At 33.9% G+C, this 24,224-nt stretch carries 15 protein-coding genes; 10 read left to right on the top strand and 5 right to left on the bottom strand.

What is annotated here, in order from left to right:
• Window positions 1–103: 103 nt before the first annotated feature.
• Window positions 104–1,306, top strand: a complete 1,203-nt coding sequence (locus VB798_RS00420; RefSeq protein WP_323254799.1) for a helix-turn-helix domain-containing protein — start codon at window positions 104–106, stop codon at window positions 1,304–1,306.
• A gap of 713 nt (window positions 1,307–2,019) precedes the next feature.
• Here VB798_RS00420 and proS read toward each other — a convergent pair.
• Window positions 2,020–3,498, bottom strand: coding sequence for a proline--tRNA ligase (proS, locus tag VB798_RS00415; protein WP_323254797.1), 1,479 nt, complete (start codon window positions 3,496–3,498; stop codon window positions 2,020–2,022).
• A gap of 329 nt (window positions 3,499–3,827) precedes the next feature.
• Between proS and VB798_RS00410 the strand changes: the two genes are divergently transcribed.
• Window positions 3,828–4,901, top strand: coding sequence for a hypothetical protein (locus VB798_RS00410; protein WP_323254795.1), 1,074 nt, complete (start codon window positions 3,828–3,830; stop codon window positions 4,899–4,901).
• 207 nt (window positions 4,902–5,108) lie between these two features.
• Window positions 5,109–6,773 (top strand): hypothetical protein, encoded by a 1,665-nt coding sequence (locus VB798_RS00405; protein WP_323254793.1) that lies wholly within the window; start codon window positions 5,109–5,111, stop codon window positions 6,771–6,773.
• A gap of 71 nt (window positions 6,774–6,844) precedes the next feature.
• On the opposite strand, the gene rplS is transcribed toward VB798_RS00405, so the two are convergent.
• On the bottom strand, window positions 6,845–7,204 hold the full coding sequence (rplS, locus tag VB798_RS00400; protein ID WP_323254791.1) for a 50S ribosomal protein L19: 360 nt from the start codon (window positions 7,202–7,204) through the stop codon (window positions 6,845–6,847).
• Between the two features lie 409 nt (window positions 7,205–7,613).
• Window positions 7,614–8,696 (bottom strand): class II fructose-bisphosphate aldolase, encoded by a 1,083-nt coding sequence (gene fbaA, locus VB798_RS00395; protein ID WP_323254789.1) that lies wholly within the window; start codon window positions 8,694–8,696, stop codon window positions 7,614–7,616.
• A gap of 310 nt (window positions 8,697–9,006) precedes the next feature.
• On the opposite strand from fbaA, the gene VB798_RS00390 reads away from it, so the two are divergent.
• Entirely contained in the window at window positions 9,007–9,564 is a 558-nt protein-coding gene (locus tag VB798_RS00390) for a hypothetical protein (protein ID WP_323254788.1), read from the top strand.
• On the opposite strand, the gene VB798_RS00385 is transcribed toward VB798_RS00390, so the two are convergent.
• Window positions 9,561–10,469 carry a sugar phosphate isomerase/epimerase family protein gene (locus VB798_RS00385; protein WP_323254786.1) on the bottom strand — a complete coding sequence of 303 codons (909 nt, stop codon included), beginning with the start codon at window positions 10,467–10,469 and terminating at the stop codon, window positions 9,561–9,563. The genes VB798_RS00390 and VB798_RS00385 overlap by 4 nt on opposite strands.
• Window positions 10,470–10,589: 120 nt before the next feature.
• The gene (locus VB798_RS00380; RefSeq protein WP_323254784.1) at window positions 10,590–12,305 is read right to left on the bottom strand and encodes a GMC family oxidoreductase; all 1,716 of its coding nucleotides are present in this window, start codon (window positions 12,303–12,305) and stop codon (window positions 10,590–10,592) included.
• A gap of 265 nt (window positions 12,306–12,570) precedes the next feature.
• Here VB798_RS00380 and VB798_RS00375 point away from each other — a divergent pair, with 265 nt between their 5' ends.
• The 6 genes from VB798_RS00375 to VB798_RS00350 all read left to right on the top strand — a co-directional run bounded on the left by VB798_RS00375 (window position 12,571) and on the right by VB798_RS00350 (window position 24,222).
• A complete protein-coding gene (locus tag VB798_RS00375; RefSeq protein WP_323254782.1) occupies window positions 12,571–14,328 on the top strand; it encodes a T9SS type B sorting domain-containing protein in 1,758 nt (585 codons plus the stop codon).
• Window positions 14,329–14,548: 220 nt separating this feature from the next.
• Complete coding sequence (locus tag VB798_RS00370; protein ID WP_323254780.1) at window positions 14,549–15,640, top strand: carbohydrate-binding family 9-like protein; 1,092 nt, start codon at window positions 14,549–14,551, stop codon at window positions 15,638–15,640.
• A 31-nt stretch (window positions 15,641–15,671) separates the two neighbouring features.
• Window positions 15,672–16,757: a family 10 glycosylhydrolase gene (locus tag VB798_RS00365; protein WP_323254778.1), complete on the top strand. Its 1,086-nt coding sequence runs from the start codon at window positions 15,672–15,674 to the stop codon at window positions 16,755–16,757.
• A gap of 330 nt (window positions 16,758–17,087) precedes the next feature.
• On the top strand, window positions 17,088–20,510 hold the full coding sequence (locus tag VB798_RS00360) for a PAS domain-containing protein (protein WP_323254776.1): 3,423 nt from the start codon (window positions 17,088–17,090) through the stop codon (window positions 20,508–20,510).
• 111 nt (window positions 20,511–20,621) lie between these two features.
• A complete protein-coding gene (locus VB798_RS00355; protein ID WP_323254774.1) occupies window positions 20,622–20,993 on the top strand; it encodes a response regulator in 372 nt (123 codons plus the stop codon).
• Window positions 20,994–21,066: 73 nt separating this feature from the next.
• Window positions 21,067–24,222 (top strand): PAS domain S-box protein, encoded by a 3,156-nt coding sequence (locus VB798_RS00350; RefSeq protein ID WP_323254772.1) that lies wholly within the window; start codon window positions 21,067–21,069, stop codon window positions 24,220–24,222.
• Window positions 24,223–24,224: the final 2 nt, after the last annotated feature.

The raw sequence follows: 24,224 nt of genomic DNA, 5'->3' as shown, positions 1-24,224 counted from the left end.
CTAATCTTAAAATATTATTAGTAAATATTAAAATATATCAATATGTTTAATGTGATTTCTCTCAATTGCAGTAAATAGAATCAGAGAACAGCAAATGTATTTCATGGAATATTTAAAAAATGAAATTGTCAGGATTGTGTATATTATAGGCATAATCGTGGCTATTTTTAGCTTCCCATATTTAAAGAGTAAAAACAAAGCTAATATATTTTTATCCCTTCATTTTCTCACGATGGGGATTTTTGCTTTGTATTATCTTAGCACTCTAAAAAATAAAAATGAATTTTTGATTTCACTTTTCTATGGCATAATCTTACCAATATCGTTACTTACTCGTCCCTTTGCTTATTGGTATGTAAAATTCATGCTTTTGAAAAAAATACGCTTCAATAAATGGGATTTACTTATTGTTTTGCCCGGTATCTTATGTTTTATTGATATTATTCCACAATTATTTTCATCAAGTGAGCAAAAACATCATATTGCAAAGTTGATTTTAGAAGATGTTAATAACATTTTCATTTATACGCCTACTTACTTTTTAAACTTCAAATTTTATTTTGTACTTAGGCCTATCCTAAATATAACATTAAGTATCGCACAATTATATCTACTTTACAAACATTTAAAAAGTCATTCTTTTCAAAAAATAATATTCACATCTACCATTCAATGGCTATGGGTTTTTTCAATCCTCAGTGTTTTACTAACAATTACTTTAACCACGCTTACAGTGTTGTTTAGTAATCATTTTAGTCTTTCAAAAAATATAGGTTTGTTTTTCAATGATTTAATGGATTATGCTATTTTTGTTTATTTCATGCTAAACATTTCTATTTTCTTTTTCCCGAGAGTATTATATGGAATTTCGGATGAAGGAGAAGAACTTTTTATTGAGGAGAAACTGACTGAAGTAAAAGCGGAGAAAAATAATAAACCAAATTTTAAATTAGAGGATGGAAAACTAGCCGAGATAAACTCGATTATTGAAAATTATTTTTTGCATGACAAACCGTATCTGAGCGACAACTTTACTATTATCGAACTTTCAGAATCCTTAAATATTCCGATTCACCATCTTAGCTATTACTTCAATTATCATCTTTCAAAAAAATTTTCTGACTATAAAAATGAGTGGCGCATAAATTATGCCATTCAATTATTAAAAGATGGCATTTTAAAAAAATATACCATTGATCAATTATATCATGAAGCTGGCTTTTCTACAAAAAGTAATTTTTATAGAGTATTCAGATTACACACGGGAAAGACTCCTATCGAATTTTTAGAAGAATTAAAGCAATAACTTAGTTTTTTCAACACTCATTATAATTCTATCCACTCTTTTAAAAAGAGAAAAAAATATTGAACATATTTTCAATATTCTCCGTTTTTTCAAAAAAAAGCTCCAAATCCCTTCCAAAAAAGCGGAAAATTGGTTCTATTTTCTAAAATACTACTAAAACACACTTCTGTCGTTGATATTTTGACACTCTTTCCTCCAATATTTGCATATCAAGATTTATCAAATGTTAATTACAATAGTCGTTTAAACGATTACAATAAGCAAAATCAAAAATTCAGAATTATATTACTAACATACCCAAACTCATACACAGTTCGATTATCCCTTGTTTAAAGTATTATCTGTAAGTTACATCTTATCATATAAAGATTTTTTACGTCGATGTTAAGCACTATAACCACTTTAGATATCGAAGCAGTTGAAATCCTAGCGATTAAAATAACTGAGGAACTCTTGAGAGGGAAGAACACTTTCAAGTCAGAAACGATTGCGTTGAAAGTTAAAATAAAGGTGGGAATGCTAAGAACCATTTCACACCAAAGGCTTTCAATTAACCAAGAGAAACGTAAAAAACACCTAAAATCTAAGCAAGCGCTACATCAGATAAGTCATTAAAGTTATTTTATTCTACAAGACAAGAACAATCCGTCTAAGAAAAAAGCCCTCAGCTTTCTTGAAAACTGAGGGCTAATTATTTTAAAGCGAAAGTTATCTCAATATGATTTTGCAAAGATTACTCTCTTAGACGAAGGATTACCTGTCAAGATACATTTACCTTCTTCCTCCACAACATCTAAAGGAATGCAACGAATAGTGGCTTTCGTTAGCTCTTTGATTTTCTCTTCAGTTTCAGGTGTTCCATCCCAGTGTGCTGAAATAAATCCCGGATTCTCTTCCAAAATCTTAGTAAACTCGTCCCAAGTATCTACTTGATGTGTATTCTCTGTTCTAAAGTTTAAAGCTCTTTGATAGATATTAGTCTGAATATCTTCAAGAAGGCTACTTACAGTTTCAACGATGTCGCTGATAGCATAAGTTTTTTTCTCTTTTGTATCTCTACGAGCTACTTCTACGGTACCATTGGCTAAATCTCTTGCTCCGATGGCTAATCTTACAGGCACACCTTTCAATTCATATTCAGCAAATTTAAAACCGGGAGACTGTTTATCTGAATTATCAAATTTAACAGAGATGCCTCTCTTCTTTAACTCTTTTACGATTGGAAGAACCGTTTCAGAAATTAAATTCAATTGCTCTTCTCCTTTAAAGATTGGCACAATCACTACTTGAATTGGTGCTAATTTTGGCGGAAGTACTAAACCCTCATCATCTGAGTGCGCCATAATTAAAGCACCCATCAAACGAGTAGAAACGCCCCATGAAGTTCCCCAAACATAATCTTGCTTGTTTTCTTTAGTCACAAATTTCACATCAAATGCTTTTGCAAAATTTTGCCCTAAAAAGTGCGAAGTTCCTGCTTGTAATGCTTTACCATCTTGCATCATTGCCTCGATACAATAAGTATCATCAGCACCAGCAAAGCGTTCATTAGCCGTTTTCTTTCCACGAATTACTGGCACTGCCATAAATTCTTCTGCAAAAGTGGCATAGACGTGCAGCATTTGTTCCGTTTCTGCAATTGCTTCTTCACGAGTAGCATGTGCTGTGTGACCTTCTTGCCAAAGAAATTCAGCAGTACGAAGGAATAAACGAGTACGCATTTCCCAACGAACAACGTTTGCCCACTGGTTAATTAATAAAGGTAAATCACGATAAGACTGAATCCAGTTTTTATAAGTACTCCAGATAATCGCTTCACTAGTAGGACGAACGATTAGTTCTTCCTCAAGTTTAGCTTCAGGGTCAACCATCAATTTCCCAGGCTTATCAGGATTGTTTTTTAAACGATAGTGAGTTACAACGGCACATTCTTTGGCGAAGCCTTCAGCATTTTTCTCTTCTGCCTCAAACAAGCTTTTTGGGACAAACAAAGGGAAGTAGGCATTGGTATGTCCTGTTTCTTTAAACATATCGTCTAAAGCACGTTGCATTTTTTCCCAGATTGAATAGCCATAAGGTTTTATCACCATGCAACCACGCACAGCAGAGTTTTCGGCTAAATCAGCCCTTTTCACGAGTTCGTTATACCACTCAGAATAATTTTCGCTACGTTTTGGTAGGCTTTTGCTCATTTCGTATAAATTGGTAATTGAAAAAATAAATAATTATTCGCCATTATTTACGTTCTTGAATAGGGGTAATTAATTTATTAATTGTCATGGATAAAATGGCTAATTTTGCCAATTACAATCTCATTATCAATATTTTATATTGAAACTTTCCAAGAAATAATTTTGTTAATGACGTAGCTAACTTGTTGCAAAGATAAGTTTTTGTTGTAAGTTTGACACAAAAAATTAAGCTGATTGTTTCTTGTTTTTAGTTTCTAGTCTGGATTTCCAGTATTTAGTACTAAAATCATCTACCTAAATCATTAACAAGAATCTTAAACGATAAAGACATGAACATTCAAAAATCCATCAAACTCTTTTCAGCCCTAGTGTTGATAAGTGCTGTTTGGGGATGTAGCTCCTCAAAACAAGTCGCAAAATCGTCTTCTTCAGGGGTCTATGATGATCTCTACGCTTCTGCTAGTGAAGCTCGCCCTGCTTCATTACTCAGTAAAGAAAGCCTGTATTATTCTGAAACAGAAGAAGAATATGCAAATCGCAATCCTGAATATAGAGGCAGTAACAATAATACCCAAAGTACTGATGAGTATTACTCTCAAAATTGGATGAATTCTCGTAGTTATTACCAAAATCAAACACCTTATAGTAATTACAACAATTACAATAACTATGGTGTGAATAATTGGTATAACAACCCTGGTATAACATTTGGTTTAGGATACGGATATAGTGCTTGGAGTCCATTTGGTTATGGTTATAGTCCATACTATTCACCTTACGCTTACGATTCTTGGGCATGGGGTGGTAGCCGTTGGGGATATGGTTTATATTCTGGCTTTGGCTATAGTCCTTGGGGATATAACTCTTTCGCTTATAGTCCGTTCGGTTACAGTGGTTATTACGACCCTTGGGGATATAATTATTATGGTAGCAGAGGTTACGGAAATACTTATGTCTATAATAATTACGGTTATGGCTCAGTAGTTACAGGTGCCAATAGTGGTTATTCAAATGGTGGCTATACAGCTCCTGTAAAACGTACTCGTGAGTCTTACTCTCAGTCGTCTTACAACGGTAACTTTAATAACAACAATGGTGCTTCTGGAAGCCAAAGAGGTGCAAGAACAAATTCAAGTTATTCTAGCAATAGTAACGATGGATATTATTCACGCCCTCAAAGAGCTACGAATTACAACTCTTCAAGTTCGTCTGGAAGCAATACTTCTACTAACCGTAGTACTAATAATAGCTCTTGGAACTGGTCGAACAATAACTCTTCGTCGAATAATGCTAGTAGAACAACAAGCTCATCATCATGGGGAGGTTCTTCAAGTGGCGGTAGTTCTAGCGGTGGTAGCAGTAGTGGCGGTTCGAGTTCTGGCGGGTCTCGTGGTCCACGTTAATAAATCGTTTCAGTTTTTATGATTCACAATAAGCCTCACAGAGATGTACTTTGTGGGGCTTTTTAACGTTTTCTTGAAAAGATTCTTCAAAAGAAATGAGGGCATTTGTAATTATGACTGTCTTATATTTATCTTACAAATTACTTTACTTAATCTCGATTAAATTGTTTATCCAATAAAGCAATAACATCTTAAAATTTATTAGATATGAAAATCCCTATTCGTCTAATTTCTGCATTTTCGATTTTTACAATTTTATCGGCAAATGCACAAGACAATAATTTCGACGCTTTAGCAAAATTATTCGGACAAACCGCTCCTACAGGTTCGGCACGTTTTCAGGCATTAGGTGGAAACCATGCTGCATTAGGGGCAGACATTGGTTCAGCCTCAGGAAACCCAGCAGGTTTAGGCTTTTATACTCGTTCCGAATTTAACTTCACTCCTGCTTTTCAAAATACTTCTAATAATTCTAATTATATCAGTACTAATACAAAGGCGAGTGAAAGTAATTTCAACATTGCTAATATTGGTGTTGTGTTTGGTGGAAGTCAGCCTCAGTACAAAGAAGGTTGGAGAGGGTCATGGTCGATTAACTACTCTCGTCAAAATACTTTCTACAACAATATTAAGTTTGGTGACAGAAATAATACAAGCTCTATAGCCGATGCTTTTGCCCAACAAGTAAGTAGAGAAGCTGGTGACTATAATTTAGGCGTTGGTGATTTTGTTGATGCTGTTGGACAAACACCAAATTTTGATTTAACGAGAAATCTGTACTATTGGTCGTTTTTAATTAGTCCTGACCAAAATAATCCACAGAGTTTTCATGCAACAGAACAGTCTTTTGTTTCAGATCAGAAATATTCATTTGAATCAACAGGACGTTCAAGCCAATGGACTATTGCTTATGGTGGCACGCCTAACGAAAAAACATATATTGGATTTTCATTAGGTATTCCAAGTTTTAGATATGAAACTCGCTCACAATACAGCGAACAGTATGTTAACAATACTGCTTTCAACGGGCTTACTCAATCAAAATTTTATTCGACAAGTGGTAGTGGAATTAACTTAACTTTCGGAGCAATCATCAAACCCAATGAAACAATTCGTTTTGGAGCATCCATCACAACACCTACATGGTATGATATTGACGAAACCTTAAGTTCAAGTTTAAAAGCAGATGTAAATAGCGCTAATGCGGGAAAAACAGGCTTAGGAGTAGTATTGCCAAATGGAACTGATAATGAAACGGTTGGAATTATTAATCGTTTGAAAAGTTCAGGGTACGGAATTCTGGAAAAAGATGGTTCACGCTATTTAACGAATGTCCCTTTGCTGACAACAACACCATTTAGCGATAATTATCAATTAAGAACTCCTTTAAAAGCGAACATTGGTATGGCCATTTTCTTTGCTAAAAAAGGTTTTATTTCAGCAGATGTTGAATATTTAGCTTATACAAGTACTAAAATGAGTACCACAACCAATGACCAATATTTAGCTGACGACTTGGACTATTATACTCAAAAATTACGAAGAGATTTAAAAAATGTTTTCAATTTAAAAGTAGGTGCTGAATATAGAGTAATGAGCATGGTAAGTTTAAGAGCTGGTGTAAATTACCAACCAAGTCCATATTCATTTAATTTTGATCAAGGTTCAAATGCTATCAATCGTTCAACGCTAATTTTTTCAACAGGGCTCGGGTTTCGTACCAGCGATTTTTATGTTGATTTTACTGGATTATATGCAGAAACAACCCAAGCATTTAATCCTTACGTTTTGAGTAATACTAATAGCTTTAGTTCTGCCATTATCAAAAATAGCTATTTGAAAGGTGTTGTAAGCTTTGGTATATTTTTCTAAGCTTCTCAAGATAGCAACAAAAAAGGTCGTTCAATTGAACGACCTTTTTTGTTATTGAAAAATCAGTATGATTATTTTTTCTTAACCAATTCTCTAACTTTTGCAGCTCTACCTTGTTTTCCACGTAGATAGAATAATCTTGCACGACGTACTTTACCTTTACGCAATACTTCGATTTTCTCGATGTTTGGTGATAATAAAGGGAAGATTTTCTCAACACCGATACCGTTTGAAATTTTACGTACTGTAAACATTTCACCAGCACCGCTGTTACGACGTTGGATTACAGTTCCTTGGAATACCTGAATACGTTCTTTAGCTCCTTCACGGATTTTAATGTAAACATTGATGGTATCACCTGCTGAAAACTCGGGCAACTCTGCACGGCGTGCAGCATTTTCAGCTTCTACGAATTTAATTAACTCGTTCATTTCTTGATTATTTTGCTGTTAAATTCTTAAATAATTTATCCAAAAGACAACCAGCGGTAACTTTAAAGGTCTGATAAACAATTGCTTGCTTCATACAGATTGCCCAGTCACATAATTGCTCTTTAATTGGGGTGCAAAGTTATGGATATTTTTCTAAATATCCATAACGAGATTCAAAAATTATCCATAAAAAAAGAAGTCAGATTTCATTGTGACGAAATCTGACTTCTTTTTAAGTTTAAAGTTTATGAGTACAAGGTTTATGAGTTGAGTGTGTAACTATTCAAAAGAATAACTTATACAGCTTTATTCATAATCTTTGAACTAATTAAAAATTATACTGTAATTACTGAACTATAAACTCATACACTTTAAACTCATAAACCTTGAGCTCTAAACTCATAAACTACTATAAGTATTGATTTGCATTAGCTGCATTCAAATCTTCAAAAGCTAATTTTAAACGGCTTACAAAAGTATCCTCACCTTTACGTAACCAAACACGTGGATCGTAATATTTCTTGTTTGGTGAATCTTCTCCTTCTGGATTACCGATTTGTCCTTGTAAATAACCTTCTTTCGCTTTGTAGTATCCTAAAATACCTTCCCAGAATGCCCATTGTAAATCTGTATCAATGTTCATTTTGATTGCTCCATAAGAAAGTGCTTCACGGATTTCTTCACGAGAAGAACCTGAACCACCGTGGAATACAAAGTTGATTGGTTTCTCAGCAGTTAAACCATATTTTTCTTTCACAAATTCTTGAGAATTATGAAGAATTACTGGAGATAACTTCACGTTTCCTGGCTTATAAACACCGTGTACGTTTCCGAAAGCCGCAGCAATTGTGAAACGATGAGAAATTTTGCTCAATTCTTCATAAGCATAAGCTACTTCAGAAGGCTGAGTATATAATTTTGAAGAATCTACGTCTGAATTATCAACACCATCTTCTTCTCCACCTGTTACACCTAATTCAATTTCAAGAGTCATGCCTAATTTAGCCATTCTCTCAAGATATGTTTTACAGATTTCAATGTTTTCTTCGATTGGTTCTTCAGAAAGGTCAATCATGTGTGAAGAGAACAATGGCTTACCATGTAAAGCATAAAACTTCTCGCCAGCGTCCAACAAACCGTCTAACCAAGGTAACAATTTCTTAGCACAGTGGTCAGTATGTAAAATTACTTGAACACCATAAACTTCTGCTAATTGGTGAACGTGGTGAGCACCTGAAATAGCACCTGCAATTGAAGCTTCTTGTTTTCCGTTTGGTAATGATTTACCTGCGTAAAACTGAGCACCTCCGTTTGAGAACTGAATAATTACTGGTGAATTTACGGCTTTTGCTGCTTCTAAAACGCCATTTACTGTATCTGTTCCCGTAACGTTTACGGCTGGTAAAGCAAACTGGTGCTTTTTAGCGATTTCGAAGAGCTCTTGCACTGCATCTCCGTGCAATACACCTTTTTGAGAAGATAAACTTGACATAGTTTAATTTTTTCTTGTTAAAAACTTATTTCACTGATTTTTTGGATAAAAGAACCCAAAAATAATTATTTTAATTGGCTTTATTAAGTTTTACAGAATAATATTTGGCTCTTAATCATTTTGTCAAACTTTTCTACAAAACCAATAGAATAGCATCAATACAAATATACAAATGAAATATCGTTTTTATAGTTTTCCATTAAGTACTTCATTCTCCATGAACAAATGTTAAAAAATCTTAATATTTATCATTTCAAAAATACAATATCTCGCCGCTCGTTCTCAAACAAAACATTAATTGCTCACAACTATGAAAAATTTTCTTTTACTTTTTTGCACATTTTTTGAAATCGCTAATCTTTTCTCCCAAAAACTTCCTGATAAAAAGCAGGTGCTTCGCTGCCTCACTTTACAAATGACTGGCAAAACCAGAAATGTACATTTTCATGAAGGTAGTTATATTACTTTCAAATCGTTTTCGACAAAGAAAAAACAACAATTGAAAATTATCGAATTGACTGATAGTTCCTTCTTTTACTTCCCTTACGAAAACCAACATTCTATTTTTGATCTTCAAGAAGTAAAATTCAAGGATATAAAAAAGATTTATACTGGTGGAAAAAAGGAAGTGCTAGGAATGAAAGGTGTGAGTGCTTTGGGTGGAGCAGGCGTCTTTCTATTTTCATTCGATGTCTTGAACCAAATCGGTAAGCCATCGGTAAAGATAAACTCTACCATTGTTGTGATTAGTGCTAGTTTAATTGGAGTCAGTTATATCATCAATACTTTACAACATTCTATTTACAGAATTAACAAAAAGCATTTCTTGAAATTATATCATATCGAAAACCCTAAACTACATCATTAAAAGTACTTTTTAATGGACATTGGAAAATCTGGAATAGCGATTTCTGGCTCTTGAATTTCAGGGTGCCAAAGCTTTTCCCATTCAAAACTGTAATAACCTTTGTAACCACCTTTGAATAAAACCTTTATTGCCTCCGCAATGGGCGTTTCGCCTTTCCCTAAAAGTACATATTCTTCTTTTCCATTGACCAAATTAGCATCTTTAATATGTGTATGACGGATATATGGATGGAGCTTTTGATAGACAAAAGTTGGACTTTCTTTCGTAATCGACCACATGTTAAAAATATCCCAAATCATACCAACATTTGGATGTTCAGAGGCTTTCATGATTTTTAGCAAAGTATCTGCTTGAATTACTTTGCCATGAGATTCAAGCAAAACTGAAACTGATGAACCTTTGGCATAATCACCAAGTTCTAGTAAACCTTTGATGATTAAATCTAAGGTTTCTTCATCTTTTTGGTCTTTAGGTAAATCGTTTGGAAATACTCTGACAAAAGGACAATCTAGCTTAGCTGCTAAATCAATAAATCGTTTGGCTTCATCTAATTGTGCTTTTCTTTTACTTAAATCGGCATGATGTAATTCTGCGGAAGAACCTAAATCCACAATTTTTAGCTTGTTATCAGCAACCTTCTTTTTTGTTGTCGCAATATTTAAAGCAGAAAATTCTGGACATTTTGTTAAATCCAATTGTCGCTGAACTCCTCGGATTTCAATCCCATCATAAGCATTTTCCACTGCATATTTCAGGATGGTATCAAACGACCAATTCGGACAACCCAATGTTGAAAATGACAATAAAGGTTTTACTTTCTTGAAATCCAAAGAAGTTTCAAGCATCGCCAAACTGGCAAAAGCTAAAGTATTTTTAAGAAAAGTACGACGAGAGTTTGGAGTCATTTTTTTGGAGCTATGAGCATTGAGCCATGAGCGATAAGTTTTAAGTTAATAATAAGGACGAATACTCAAAGCTGACAGCTAATATCAAAGCTCGTCGCTTATAGCTCAAAGCTATAAAGCTCACAGCTTAAAAGCCTTCATTTGTTTTACAGCATAATCAACAGCCCTTGCAGTGAGTGCCATATAAGTAAGCGAAGGATTTTGCGTGGCTGTGGAAGTCATACAAGCCCCATCGGTCACAAATACATTTTTGCAAGTATGGAGCTGATTCCATTTATTCAATAAAGACGTTTTCGGATCTTTTCCCATTCTTACTCCTCCCATTTCATGATTTTCGGAACCGGGCATTCGGTGGGTTTCATGCAACTGAATATTGGTAAAACCTGCTTTGGTGTACATTTCTGAAAATTGTTCATGAAAATCTTTCATCATTTTGCGGTCATTTTCATCAAATTTTACTGAAATTCTTAACTGTGGAATACCATACTTATCTTTCAAATTTTTGTCTAATTGAACAGCACTTTCTTCTTTTGGAATGGTTTCGCCCATCATGTGTGAGCCAACTTGCCATAATCCCAATTCGTTACTCAATAATTTACTTTTCAGATTTTCGCCCATTTCATCAAAAGATTGAACAGAATTTCTTGAAGCTGAAAAACCCGCCGCATAACCTCTTAAAAAATCTGTTTCTTGTTTAAAAACATTTCTAAATCTTGGAACATAGCTTGCATTCGGTCTTCTTCCGTCTGTCGTTGAATCTAGCAAACCATCAAATTCTGCTGAAATTCTTCCTTGATAAGTATGAAAAGCGATGTATTTGCCCAGTAAACCATTATCATTTCCTAATCCATTGGGGAAACGATTTGACATAGAATTCAATAAAATCAGGTTTGAATTAATAGCAGAAGCATTCAAGAAAATAATCTTTGCATAAAATTCCGTCATTTCACCACTAATGGCATCAATTACTCTTACGCCAGTCGCTTTACTTTTTTGTTCATCATAAATAATAGAATGCACCACTGAATGCGGACGTAAGGTAAGATTTCCCGTTTTTTCAGCCCAAGGAATTGTGGAAGAATTACTGCTAAAGTATCCTCCGAGCGGACAACCTCTTTCGCACATGGTACGATGTTGACATTTTGTTCTTCCTTGTTTGTCGTGAATCGCTTTTGTTTCAGTAAGATGCGCCGCTCGACCAATAATTACATGGCGCCCCTTTCCATAATTTTTTGATACTTGTTGCTTGAAATGTTTCTCAACACAAGACATTTCGTGCGGAGCTAGAAATTCTCCATCTGGTAATTCGGGCAAGCCATCTTTATTACCAGTAATTCCAGCAAATTTTTCAACATAACTATACCAAGGTGCAATATCAGCGTAGCGAATTGGCCAATCTACGGCAAAACCGTCACGAGCTGGTCCTTCAAAATCTAAGTTGCTCCAACGTTGGGTTTGTCTTGCCCAAAGTAGCGACCTTCCTCCTACTTGGTATCCACGCATCCAAGTAAATGGTGCATCCTGAACATATTCTTGTTCGGCATCTTTCACTAAAAAATGTAGTGTACTTTCTCCAAAAATATAATGGCTACTTGGTATTTTATATTCATCATGAAGAGCCAAAGGTATTTTCCCGTGATGTTCAAATTCCCACGGATTCATCATCGCAGTTGGATAATCACTAATATGTTTAACGTCTCTTCCTCGTTCCAACACCAACGTTTTTAACCCTTTCTCTGTCAATTCTTTAGCTGCCCAACCTCCGCTAATCCCTGAACCAATCACGATGGCATCAAAAGTATTTTTCTTATTGCTGTCAATATTAAAGTATGTCATAAACCGAACTGAAAAATTTGTAATTTTTAAAGCTAATTATTAGGTTCAAGTAATAAAACTAAGCAATACATTTTTTATCTTTATCCTGCTAAGTAAATCTGCTTCTTTGATGCAACGTTCTGCATTAATCCCCTGTCTTACAGAATAACTACTCCCCCAATTACGCTCATAAGAATCTCGTCATCTGTTAAACGATAACTACTTGCTATTTCCTGAAAATTTATGCAATATTTTTTTCATTAAAGATTTTCACCAATCCACTGAAATGCAGAAATTTTTATTGTTTAGTATCCTTTTCGTGTCTTTGAATTTCAGCAGTTTTGCACAAACTGACTGCACAAATATTGGTTTTGAACTAGGAAGTATAAGTGGTTGGACTGTGACCACTGGCAAAATAAGTAATGGAGGTACTTCAACCATCTATGGTCCTGAAGAACCTGGCGGTATTTATCAAATAACAAGTATTGGTAACGGAAATGACCCTAAAGTAACAAATGAAAAAATTCCGATGGTTGCTCCCGGAAGTAATTTTGCTATTCGACTAGGAAATACTGATGATGCAAATTCAGGAGGTTATTATCATCGTTTAAAAACCTCTTTTTTAGTTACTCAAGATAATTCTTTATTTCAATATAAATTTGCGGTTATCCTTCAAAATGATAATTCTCACACTGACGCTCAAAAACCTAGATTCAATATCCAAATTACTGATGAAGATGGCAATCCATTGACTTGTAGCAATTTCAATATTCAATTATCAAGATCAGGAACAGCTTCAAATTTTAGTATTCAAAGCTATAACAACAGTGGAAATATTGAATATCGTAATTGGACTATTGGGTCAATTAACCTACTAAGTTATCTTGGTAAAAAAATCAATATTGAAGTAACAGCTCATGGCTGTACCGAAAGAAGACATTTTGGCTACGCCTATTTTGATGCACAATGTTTGAAATCTGAAGTAAAACCAACAGCGGCTTGTCCAGATGAAAATGGTTATATGGTATTGAGTGCTCCTCAAGGTTTTGAAAAATATACTTGGAGTAACGGCGAAACTACTTCTTCCATCAAAGTATTAGCTAAATTGGACGATAAATATTCTGTAAGAATACTTCCCCAATCAAGTTTAGATGCTTCTTGTGAATTAAAACTTGATTATACCATCAAGTATCAACATGCCTACAATAACATTAATGCAAAGATTTGTGAAGGGGAAAAATATACTTTAGGTACTAGAGAGTATCAAACCAGTGGAACATTTATTGAAAATATACAAAGAACTGATATTTGCGATAGTACAATTACCTTGAATCTTACTGTAAATCCTTTACTCACAAAAAGTCAAGACATTGCCATTTGTGCTGGAACTACCTTTAAAGTTGGCACTGAAGTTTATAATAGTACAGGTTTGTACACAACAATCATTAAAAACGTAAACCAATGCGACAGCGTTGTTACGACCAATCTGAAAGTAATTGATTTTGATGTTTCATTACAAAATCAGGATTTTAATATTGTCACTGGTGATAGCGTTTTACTCAAAGCCATTGTAACAAATACTGGAAATTATCTTTATTCATGGCTGCCTGCCACAGATTTAAGCTGTAGTTATTGTGCTGATACTTGGGCTAAACCATCATCAAGTCGGCAGTATTCTGTTTATGTCAGTAGTTTAGATGGAAAAGCTTGCGAGAAAGTAAAAGTGGCAAATATTTCTGTAAGAAGTTGTGGTTTGGTTTTTATTCCAGATGCCTTTTCGCCCAATAATGATGGCAAAAATGATACTTTTTATACTTTCGCATCAGGCTGTGTAAAGCAAATTAAAAACATGAAGGTTTTTGATAGATGGGGCGAAGTAATTTTCTGGAAAGAAAACATTGCTCCTTCGGTAGCATCCAATGGTTGGGACGGCACTTTTAATGGTTTACCAGCCGACGTTGGTATTTATGCGTATAATGTAGAAGTAGAATTGAACGATGGAACAAGCTACACTACACAAGGAAGTATAACACTGATGAGGTAACTCTTATTTACTTTCATTTTAAATCGGAAATATATTACACTAATACCCAGTAATTTTTGCCTATTTTATAAATACATTGAGTATTTTAAGGCTTTTTTCTTCCTTATAATTAGTATCAGAAGTAATTAATCCTTACTTTGTTTAACTAATTAATCACAAGCTTTGTCGTACTTATTGGGTTTTTAGCAAAAAAGACGACCATTATCCAAATTTAATACACATGAAAAAATTACTCCTTACTGGAATAATTGGGTTAAAACTGTGCACTTCATTTTCCCAAATTATTTCCGAACCTCTTCAATATCATTGCTTCAAAACAGCTGAACCTTTAAAAATTGACGGAAAACTTTCTGAGGCTTCTTGGAAAAAAGCAAAATGGACAAGCCTTTTTATTGACATTGAGGGCGACAAAAAACCTAAGCCACTACAAGCTACAAAAGCCAAAATATTATGGGATGATAAATATTTGTACATCGCTGCCGAATTGGAAGAAAAACATATTTGGGCTTATCAAAACAAAAAAGACCAGATTGTTTTTCTTGAAAACGACTTTGAAATATTTATTGACCCAGACGGGGACGCTTACAATTATTTTGAATTAGAAGTAAACGCCATCAACAATACTTTTGACTTATACCTTCCGAAACCTTACAGAGATGGTGGAAATGCCTTAATCAACTGGGATATTAAAAAACTAAAAACGGCTGTAAATGTAGAAGGAACGGTAAACAATGCTACGGATACTGACAAGCGTTGGACGGTGGAAATTGCTATTCCATTTACTTCGATCAGTTTAGACAATGATGTTTTAAAACCACAAGATTTATCTTATTGGCGTTTGAATTTCTCAAGAGTTGAATGGAATCACGATGTTAAAGCAGGAAAGTACAGCCGTCAAAAAAATGCCAATGGTGAAGGTTTTTTACCAGAATACAATTGGGTTTGGTCGCCACAAGGAAAAATCAACATGCACATGCCAGAAAATTGGGGTTATTTGGTATTCTCTGATAAAAAGGTAGGCGCAGAAGATTTCAATTTCTCTTTGCCAAACATTGAAAAAGTAAAGCAAATTGCTTGGGACATTTATCATAAACAAAAAACCTATTTTGCCCAAAATCAGCATTATGCTAAAGATTTGACACTTTTAGCACTTGATACGAACCTCCAACAAAACAAAGAACTTATTCAAAATATTGAGCTAGAAGCCACGAGCCAAACATTTTTCATCAGTATTATTGACAAAGAAGGCTTGAATAAAATTACGCTCAATCAGGATAGCCTCCTCAAGATAAGCAAAAGCAAGTCTTTATAATTGTAAAAAACTTCAACAACAGTTAACCGAAATGGAAAAACGTAGCTTTTTAAAACAAATGGGTTTAGGAGTAATGGCGGTAGGGCAAAGTAGTAATTTACTCCAAGCACGCCCTCTACTTCCTGTCCAAAATAACACTCAATTAAAAAACTGGGTTTGGATAAATCCCGACCACAAAGAAACCGAAGCAGTTTTAATCGAGCGTTATAAAAAATATAAAGCACACGGTATTACTGGGATTTTCTTTGAAGCTGATGATGAAAAACATTTTACCATCGCTAAAAAACAAGGACTGACTACACATCGTTGGATTTGGACTTTGAACAGAGGCGAAGAAAGTCTTTTAAAAGCGCATCCAGAATGGTACGCTATCAACAGAAAAGGCGAATCTTGTGCAACAAATCCTCCTTACGTAAATTATTACCGTTGGCTTTGTCCTTCTCGTCCAGAAGTACGTGATTACTTAGAAAAAGCCGTAAAAACAGAGTTAAGTAAGCCTTATGTAGATGGCATTCACTTAGATTATGTTCGTTACTGCGATGTAATTTTAGCCGTAAATCTTTGGCAAGTATATGGCATCAAGCAAAATCAAGAATTACCTGAATATGATTTTTGTTATTGCGATGTTTGTCAGGCAAAATTCAAAGAATTGAAAGGTATCGACATTAGAACCTTAGAAAATCCTGACCAAAATTTATCTTGGCGAAAATTCAGATATGATAATGTTACTCGTCTGGTAAATCATCTGGCTCAAACAGCTGCTAGTTTCAAAAAGCCTATTACAGCTGCCGTTTTTCCAACGCCAGAAGTAGCCAAAAGAATTGTACGACAAGACTGGGTAAATTGGAATTTATCGGCTATTTGCCCGATGATTTACCATAAATTTTATAAAGAAGACGTAAGTTGGATTGGCGATGCCGTAGAAGAAGGCGTAAAAGCTTTACATGGAAAATTCCCTTTATATGCAGGTTTGTACTTGCCCGATTTCGATAATAATGACGAAATTGTTCAAGGTATAAAATTAGCGCTAAAAAATGGTGCCGCTGGCATTTCATTATTTGGCAACGTCAATGATGACGTTCTGAAAGCTTTGGTAAAAGGCACTAGCAAAGCCTAGTTTCTTCCTGATTTTCAAGGAGTAATACAAATTATCTAATTTTACTCCTTGAAAAATTCAATTAGCTTTATTATTTTTTAGTCTTTTAAAAAATAATTTCTACACTTTATCCCCTTCAAAGGCAATTATCACAATACTAAGAAAAAGATTCACTTTTAAAATGATTTAAGCTTTTGTATATCGCATTCATTTTAAGTATATTGCTTTAATATATCTGATATTTTTTCAGAAAAATTTTATTCCAAAAACATTAGCTACTCGGTACAAGCAATTTTAACTTATGGTAAGCCTACTCCATGAGTATTGAATTGTCCGCTGAATTTTACACACATGGAAAATTACCTAAGGAGTAAACTTACCGAAGTTATACAAGTAGATTCCTCCGTTTTTGATTTTATACAACAATTTGCACTTGATGGTCTTTGGTTTTGGGACGCCAAGAGTACGTCATCTTGCTGGATAAATCCAAAATTGGCATCCATGCTAGGCTATAATACCTCTGAAGAAATTGAAATTTTACAAAAAAACTGGTCAGATATTTTTCAAGAAAAAGATTTAACACTCCTTGTTCCTACAAGCCAAACTAATAGTTCCCACAAAAGTATTACCGTTCGTTATTTTCATAAAGATGGCTCAACGATTTGTATGGATTGTTCAATTCTGTTAATCTATGATTCAGAACAAAAGCTTGATACAGTACTTGGTGCAAATATTTTACTTAAAGCCATTCAAAATACACCCAATAGCGTTGAAAAGTTTTACACAAGTATCGGCGAATCAACAATTAATAGCGATTTTTTATATGTGATTAAAACTAATATTTATGGAAATTACACCTACATCAACGACTATTTTTATAAGATTTTTGGCTTTACAGAAGACGAAATTCTAGGAACCAACGCTTTATTGTCGATTATTGAGGAAGACCATGTCGCTTGTCAAGAAACAGTGGCAAATTGTTTTATGAATCCTTTAAAACCCTATAAAGTAATTCTTAGAAAGAAAAACAAACAAGAGGAAATTGTTACAAATCAATGGGAATTTACAGGCTTGCCAGATAAAAATGGAAGTACTTTTGAAATACTTTGTGTGGGATATAATGTTTCGGAAAAAGTAAAAACTGAAAACGATTTATCCATTTTGGTTTCAAACATGACCGATTTACTCATCTCTGTAGATTATCATGGTATTGTAACTTTTGTATCGGGCAATGTTACTGAATTGTACTTATACGAACTTGATGAAATTGTTGGAAAGCCATACATTGATTTTGTTCACGACGAAGACATCGAAACGGCAGTTGAAGCTATTCGTAAAACCATCGCTACGGGTATTCCATTTACCAATCTTGAAATTAGAATCAAGAAGAAAGAAGGCGATTTTTATTGGACAAACATCAATTCAAGTGTTAATCCAATCAATAAGGAGACAATTCTAGTAATTAATGATATAACAGCGAAGATGACTTCGCTTCATGAACTTAAACAAGCCAAAGAATTATTACAAGAAATCAGTGAAGTTTCGAATGTGGGTGGTTGGGAATATTTCCCTGAAATTAACCATTTCTTTTGGTCGGATATAAGCAGAAAAATCTATGATTTACCATTAGAATTTGTTCCGAATATAGAAAACATTCAAAAGTTTTTAAAACCAAAAAGTAAAAAAACGTTTCAGAATGCTATCAAAAAAGCGATTCAAAAAAATATTTCTTCTGATTTAGAACTAGAAATCATTACAGCTAATCAACAAGAAATTTGGCTTAGAAGTATCATCAAAGCCGACTTCACTAACGACATCTGTACCAGAGTGTATGGTACTTTTCAAGATATTAATCAGCTAAAAAAAGCTGAGATTGCCCGAGAAAAATCTACAAAATTGTTAAAGCATTTAACCAAACAAGTACCTGGAATACTGTACCAATTCCAGCTTACAGACGATGGTCGTTATTTTTTCTCATATCTGTCACGTCAATTAGTAAATACTCCAGAAATGGATTTACTTAGCTCAGAAGAAAAGACTAAAGCCTTACTCAAGTTTATTCATCCTGATGATTATCAGATGGTTATCAATAGCATATTCAAATCATCTAAATCATTAACATTGAAAGATATAGAGTTTAGAGTTACTTTACCTTCGAAAAAAGAAAGGTGGCTTAAAGCAATTTCTACCCCTGAACGTTTGAAAGATAGTGTAATCTGGCATGGCTACATGGGCGACATTACCGACAGAAAACATGTAGAACAAGAATTAAGACGAACAAAAGATTTCCTTCAAGAAACAACCCAAGTGGCTAGAATTGGTGGTTGGGAAGCAGATATTGATGCCCAAACAGCATATTGGTCGAAGATTACCAGAGAAATTTATGAAGTAGATGAAAAATATCCTACGATAGACATAAATGACGGGATAAATTATTATAAAGAAGGACAAAGCAGAGAAACACTCACAAAAGCTTTCACTGAATGTATCCAATATGGAGTACCTTTTGATATAGAAGCACAATTGGTTACCGCTAAAAACAGGGAAATTTGGGTACGAGTAATCGGTAAAGCAGATTTCAGTATTTCAAATAGAAAAAGAGTTTATGGTACTCTTCAGGATATTACTGATACTAAACTAGCTGAATTTCAACTCACTAGAACAAAAGATTTACTTGAAGAAACTAACAGAGTTGCTCGTATTGGTGGCTGGTCGGTAGATATTCCAAGCTATAATGTTTACTGGTCAAACATGATAAAGGAAATCGTACAAGTTCCACTTGATATTGAGCCAAGTATAGCAATTGGTTTATCCTTGTACAAAGAAGGCTATAGCAGAAATCTCATTACAGAATCGCTCAATAATTGTATAAAAGATGGAACACCATTCGAAGTTGAGTTACAAGTAGTCAATAATAATAATGAGGACATTTGGGTAAAAGTCATTGGAAAAGCTGAGCAAGAAGAAGGTGTAACAAAAAGAGTCTATGGTATTTTCCAAGACATCAATCAAGCAAAAATTGCTGAGGAAAATGCTAAAAATCTTCATCAACTTGAAATATTATTGACAAAGGAAAAACAATTGAACCTACTTAAATCAAGATTCATTTCCTTGACTTCTCATGAATTCAGAACTCCCTTAGCGGGCATTTTAGGAAGTGCCGAACTTTTGGATTTATACGCTAAAAAGATTGAAAATGAACGAGTAAAAAACAAAATACAAGAACATATTAGCCATATTACTTCGCAAGTGGATAGGCTAACAGGCATCGTTGCAGATGTACTTACTTTGGAAAAAACTGCTGAAGGAAAAATAGTTGTGAAGCTTAAAGCTGTGCCAATTAAAGCATTTTTACAAAAAGTCACCAATGAACTATATATCAACCTTCGTGATAATAGACAGTTAAAATTGGTTTTACCAGAAGATGAAAAAGAAGTTTTCACAGACGAATCACTCCTTGTTCATATTCTAAACAATCTCATTAGCAATGCCTTCAAGTACTCAAGAGGCAACAAACTAAGCCCAGAAATTCAACTATTTTACTTTGAAGACCATTTTACTATCGTCGTAAAAGATTATGGTTTGGGGATTCCGATGAAAGACCAAGAACATTTGTTTGAAACTTTTTTTAGAGCAGACAATGTAGTAAGTACAGAAGGTACAGGCTTAGGATTAAGCATTGCTAAAGAATTTACAGAGAAACTTGGTGGACAGATAAGTTTTGAAAGTAAAGAAGGCAAAGGGAGTTCGTTCACATTAAAGTTACCTTATTGAAATTACAGGCTGATTCTTTGATAAATACCAAAATTATCGTATATTAAATTACCTTTTTCTAAAAATGATTCTTACTGTATTTAAAGACAATTATTGTGCATAAATTCCACTATGAAAACTAAAATACTATTTGTTGAAGACGACGTTGTTTTGAGGAACAATTACGTTGAAATTTTAGAATTATTTGATTTCACCGTCATCCCAGCAGAAGACGGCGTTGAAGCAATGGAAATTCTTCAACATCATGATATTGATGTAATCGTGTCTGATATACGAATGCCCCGTATGAACGGACTAGTTTTTCTAAAAAATGTTCGGGCAGATGCTAAGTTGGTCAATACTCCATTCATTTTACTTTCTGCTCATGCCGAAAATGCCGATTATGAAAATGGTATTAAAAGTGGCGCTAACGAGTACCTCACCAAACCCATAAGAGGGAAAGACCTTGTCAATGCTATTCAAAACGTAATAGCTGAAGTATAATAGTATATTTATTTAGGGTTAAAAATCTATGCTATCATTCTATTCAAAATGATAAAATATCCACGAATAACCAATGGAATATAGTCAAAATCCTTCAAATGAAATCCTTCGTTTAGCGGCCTTGAAGGAATTGAATATACTGGATACTCCTGCCGAACAAGACTTTGAAGGCATTGTTACATTAGCTGTTCAAATTAGCGGTGCTTCTATAGCTATGATTAGCCTCATGGATTCAACCAGACAATGGTTCAAATCTAAAATTGGAACAGATTTATGTGAAATCTCAAGAAAAGATTCTTTCTGTGAATATATGATTCAAAACGAATCTTTTCTAATCGTTGAAGATACTACCCTAGATGAGCGTTTTAAAAATAATCCATTCGTAGTTGGTCCGCCTTATGTTCGTTTCTATCTGGGTGTTCCTATCAAAAACCAACAAGGTTATATTTTGGGCTCTATTTGTATTTTACATACCTCAATTTTAACCTTAAATCAGCAACAAATTAAAAGCTTAGAGATACTCGCTCGACAAGCAGAATCGCTTTTTAATAAAAAATCCGATTTAATTTATTCTGAAAAAATCCTTTCAACTTATGTCAATAATACTTTAGACTCTATTATTTTATTAGATACAGAAAAGAGAATTATTGATGCGAATAAAGTATTTCAAGAAAGAGTTCGAAAGCTACTCAACAAAGCATATCATAAAGGAGAAAGTATTTTTGCATACTCGCATCCATCAACACATTCTCTTACTGAAACATATTTTGCCAAAGCAATGCTTGGCGAAGAAGTAAGTACCGAACTACTTATTCCTTTCGCAAATGTTCAAAATTGGTATAAAGTATTATTTATTCCCTCGAAAAACGCATTCGATGAGATAGTTGGAGTAGTAATTACTTTAACCAATATCAACGAACAAAAAAAATATGAAAAACAATTACAATCGCTGAATGAGGAGCTTAACTTTCATTATACCAATTCGCCTTTGGCGGTGATAAAATGGGATAGTGATTTAATCATAAAAAGTTGGTCGGGGCAAGCCGAAGTAATTTTTGGTTGGAAAGCCTCTGAGATTGTAGAAAAATCTTTTTATGAAGTCAACTTGATTCCTGAAAGTGATTTTGACCGTGTGAAGCTTTACGCCGAACAGATGCTCAGTGGAACAGTTAGTAGATTAACCTCTAAAAATAAAAACATTACAAAATCAGGTGAAACCATTTATTGTAATTGGCATAATTCAATTTTGATGGACGAAAATGGAAAGGTAATTTCTATTTTATCCTTGGTTGAAAACGTTACTGATGTCATCAATATCACCAAAGCCTTAGAAATAAAAACCAATAACTACGAAGCCCTTATTAACAGTACAAATGATATAATTTGGAGTATTGATACAAATTATCGGCTAATGACAGCCAATAATACTTTTCTGCAAACTTCAATTACTTATCTTGATGAAAAATATCAGATAGGAGATTCGGTGTTTAAGCCAAAAATGCCTGAGTTAATGAGGAGTTTCTGGAAAGAAATTTATGATAGAGTTTTCCTTGGCGAAAGCTTTGTCACAAACTTTTTGGTTCCTGATAAGAAAATTGATATACCAGACATCCATTTTGAAATAAATGCCAATCCTATTTTCAAGAATAATGTTATTGTTGGCGCTGCTTTATCTTTAAGCGATGTTTCTGAAAAAAAATTAGCCGAACAAAAACTTTCGGAATCGGAAGCGAATCTTCAAGCTATTTTTGAAACAACCGACACTGGTTATATTCTCATCAATAAAAGTTTAGAAGTATTATCCTTCAATAAAATTGCGAATGATATTTCTTATCAGAACTTTTTTAACGCTGATAAAGTACCCACAAATGGTACGCCAATCTTAGATTATTTCCCTGCCGAACGAAGACCCATCTTGCAAAAAATGATGATAGAAGTATTGAATGGCAAAAGGATAGAATATGAAATTTCTTTTCCTCAACCCAACAATACTACCAATTGGTATTTTGTAAGATTATATCCTATTCTGAACAAAAAAAATCAGAATTATGGTTTGATAATGGCTTTATCAGATATTACTGAACGTAAATTGGCCAATGAACAACTAAAACAAAGTGAAATGATGTTTAGCGATTTAGCTAAAAATTCTCCTGGAATTGTTTTTCAATTTTGCGTTGAAGCCGACGGTTCTTCATATTTCTCTTACATTAGTGATAAAGGTAAAAATGCTTTTGGTTTTCCGGTAAATGACAAAAATTGGCAGCAAAATGGCAAAATCAACAAAAGAGAAAGAAATGCTTTTTTAGAATCTATCAATCAAGCAGTTATGCACAAAAAAGATTGGAACTATGAAGGTGAAGTAGAAACTAAAGATGGGCGAAGAAAGTGGTTTCAAGGCTTAGCGAGTCCTACTATTAAAGGGGATAAAATCATTTACAATGGTATTTCTCTGGATATTACTGAAAGAAAAATTGCCGAAGAAGACCGCAAAAATTTGAGGAAACTAGAAATCTCATTAGCAAAGGAAAAAGAAATCAACAATTTGAAATCAAGATTTATTTCGTTGACTTCGCATGAATTCAGAACTCCAATTACGGCTATTGTAACCAGTTCAGATTTGCTAGATTTTTACTCAAAACAAATTGACAATCAAGAATTGAAACTCAAAATTAAAGACTATATCAATAAAATTTTGTTTCAAACCAACAGGCTAGACGCTATGTTGAAGGATATTTTGATGATTGAAAAAACAGCTGATGGAAAAATATTTGTAAAACCTCAACCGATTAATCTCCATAAATTCTTGCACGACCTCAACGAACAATATTATGTTGACAGAAAAGATAAAAGAAAGTTAAAGCTATTACTGCCTGAAAAAATCAGAGAAATCATGACAGACCCTTCGTTACTAAGCCACGTGGTTAGTAATTTAGTCAATAATGCTTTCAAATATTCTCCTGAAGCTCAAGACCCTGAATTAAGTGTTGAATATCATAGTGATTTTTACAGTATTAAAGTCACAGATTATGGCATTGGTATTCCTCTGGAAGAACAAGAACATTTATTTGAAACGTTTTTTAGAGCAAACAATGTACTAAATATTGAGGGAACGGGACTTGGACTAACAATCACCAAAGAATTTACTCAAAAACTAGGTGGCAATTTGAGTTTTTTCAGTAAGCCATTAGAGGGAAGTTCTTTTACAATCAGCTTTCCTTATAATTCATAAAT

The sequence above is a fragment of the Arcicella lustrica genome, assembly GCF_034930985.1.
In the GTDB taxonomy this organism is placed as follows: domain Bacteria; phylum Bacteroidota; class Bacteroidia; order Cytophagales; family Spirosomataceae; genus Arcicella; species Arcicella lustrica.
This window is presented reverse-complemented; position numbering and strand designations above follow the sequence as displayed.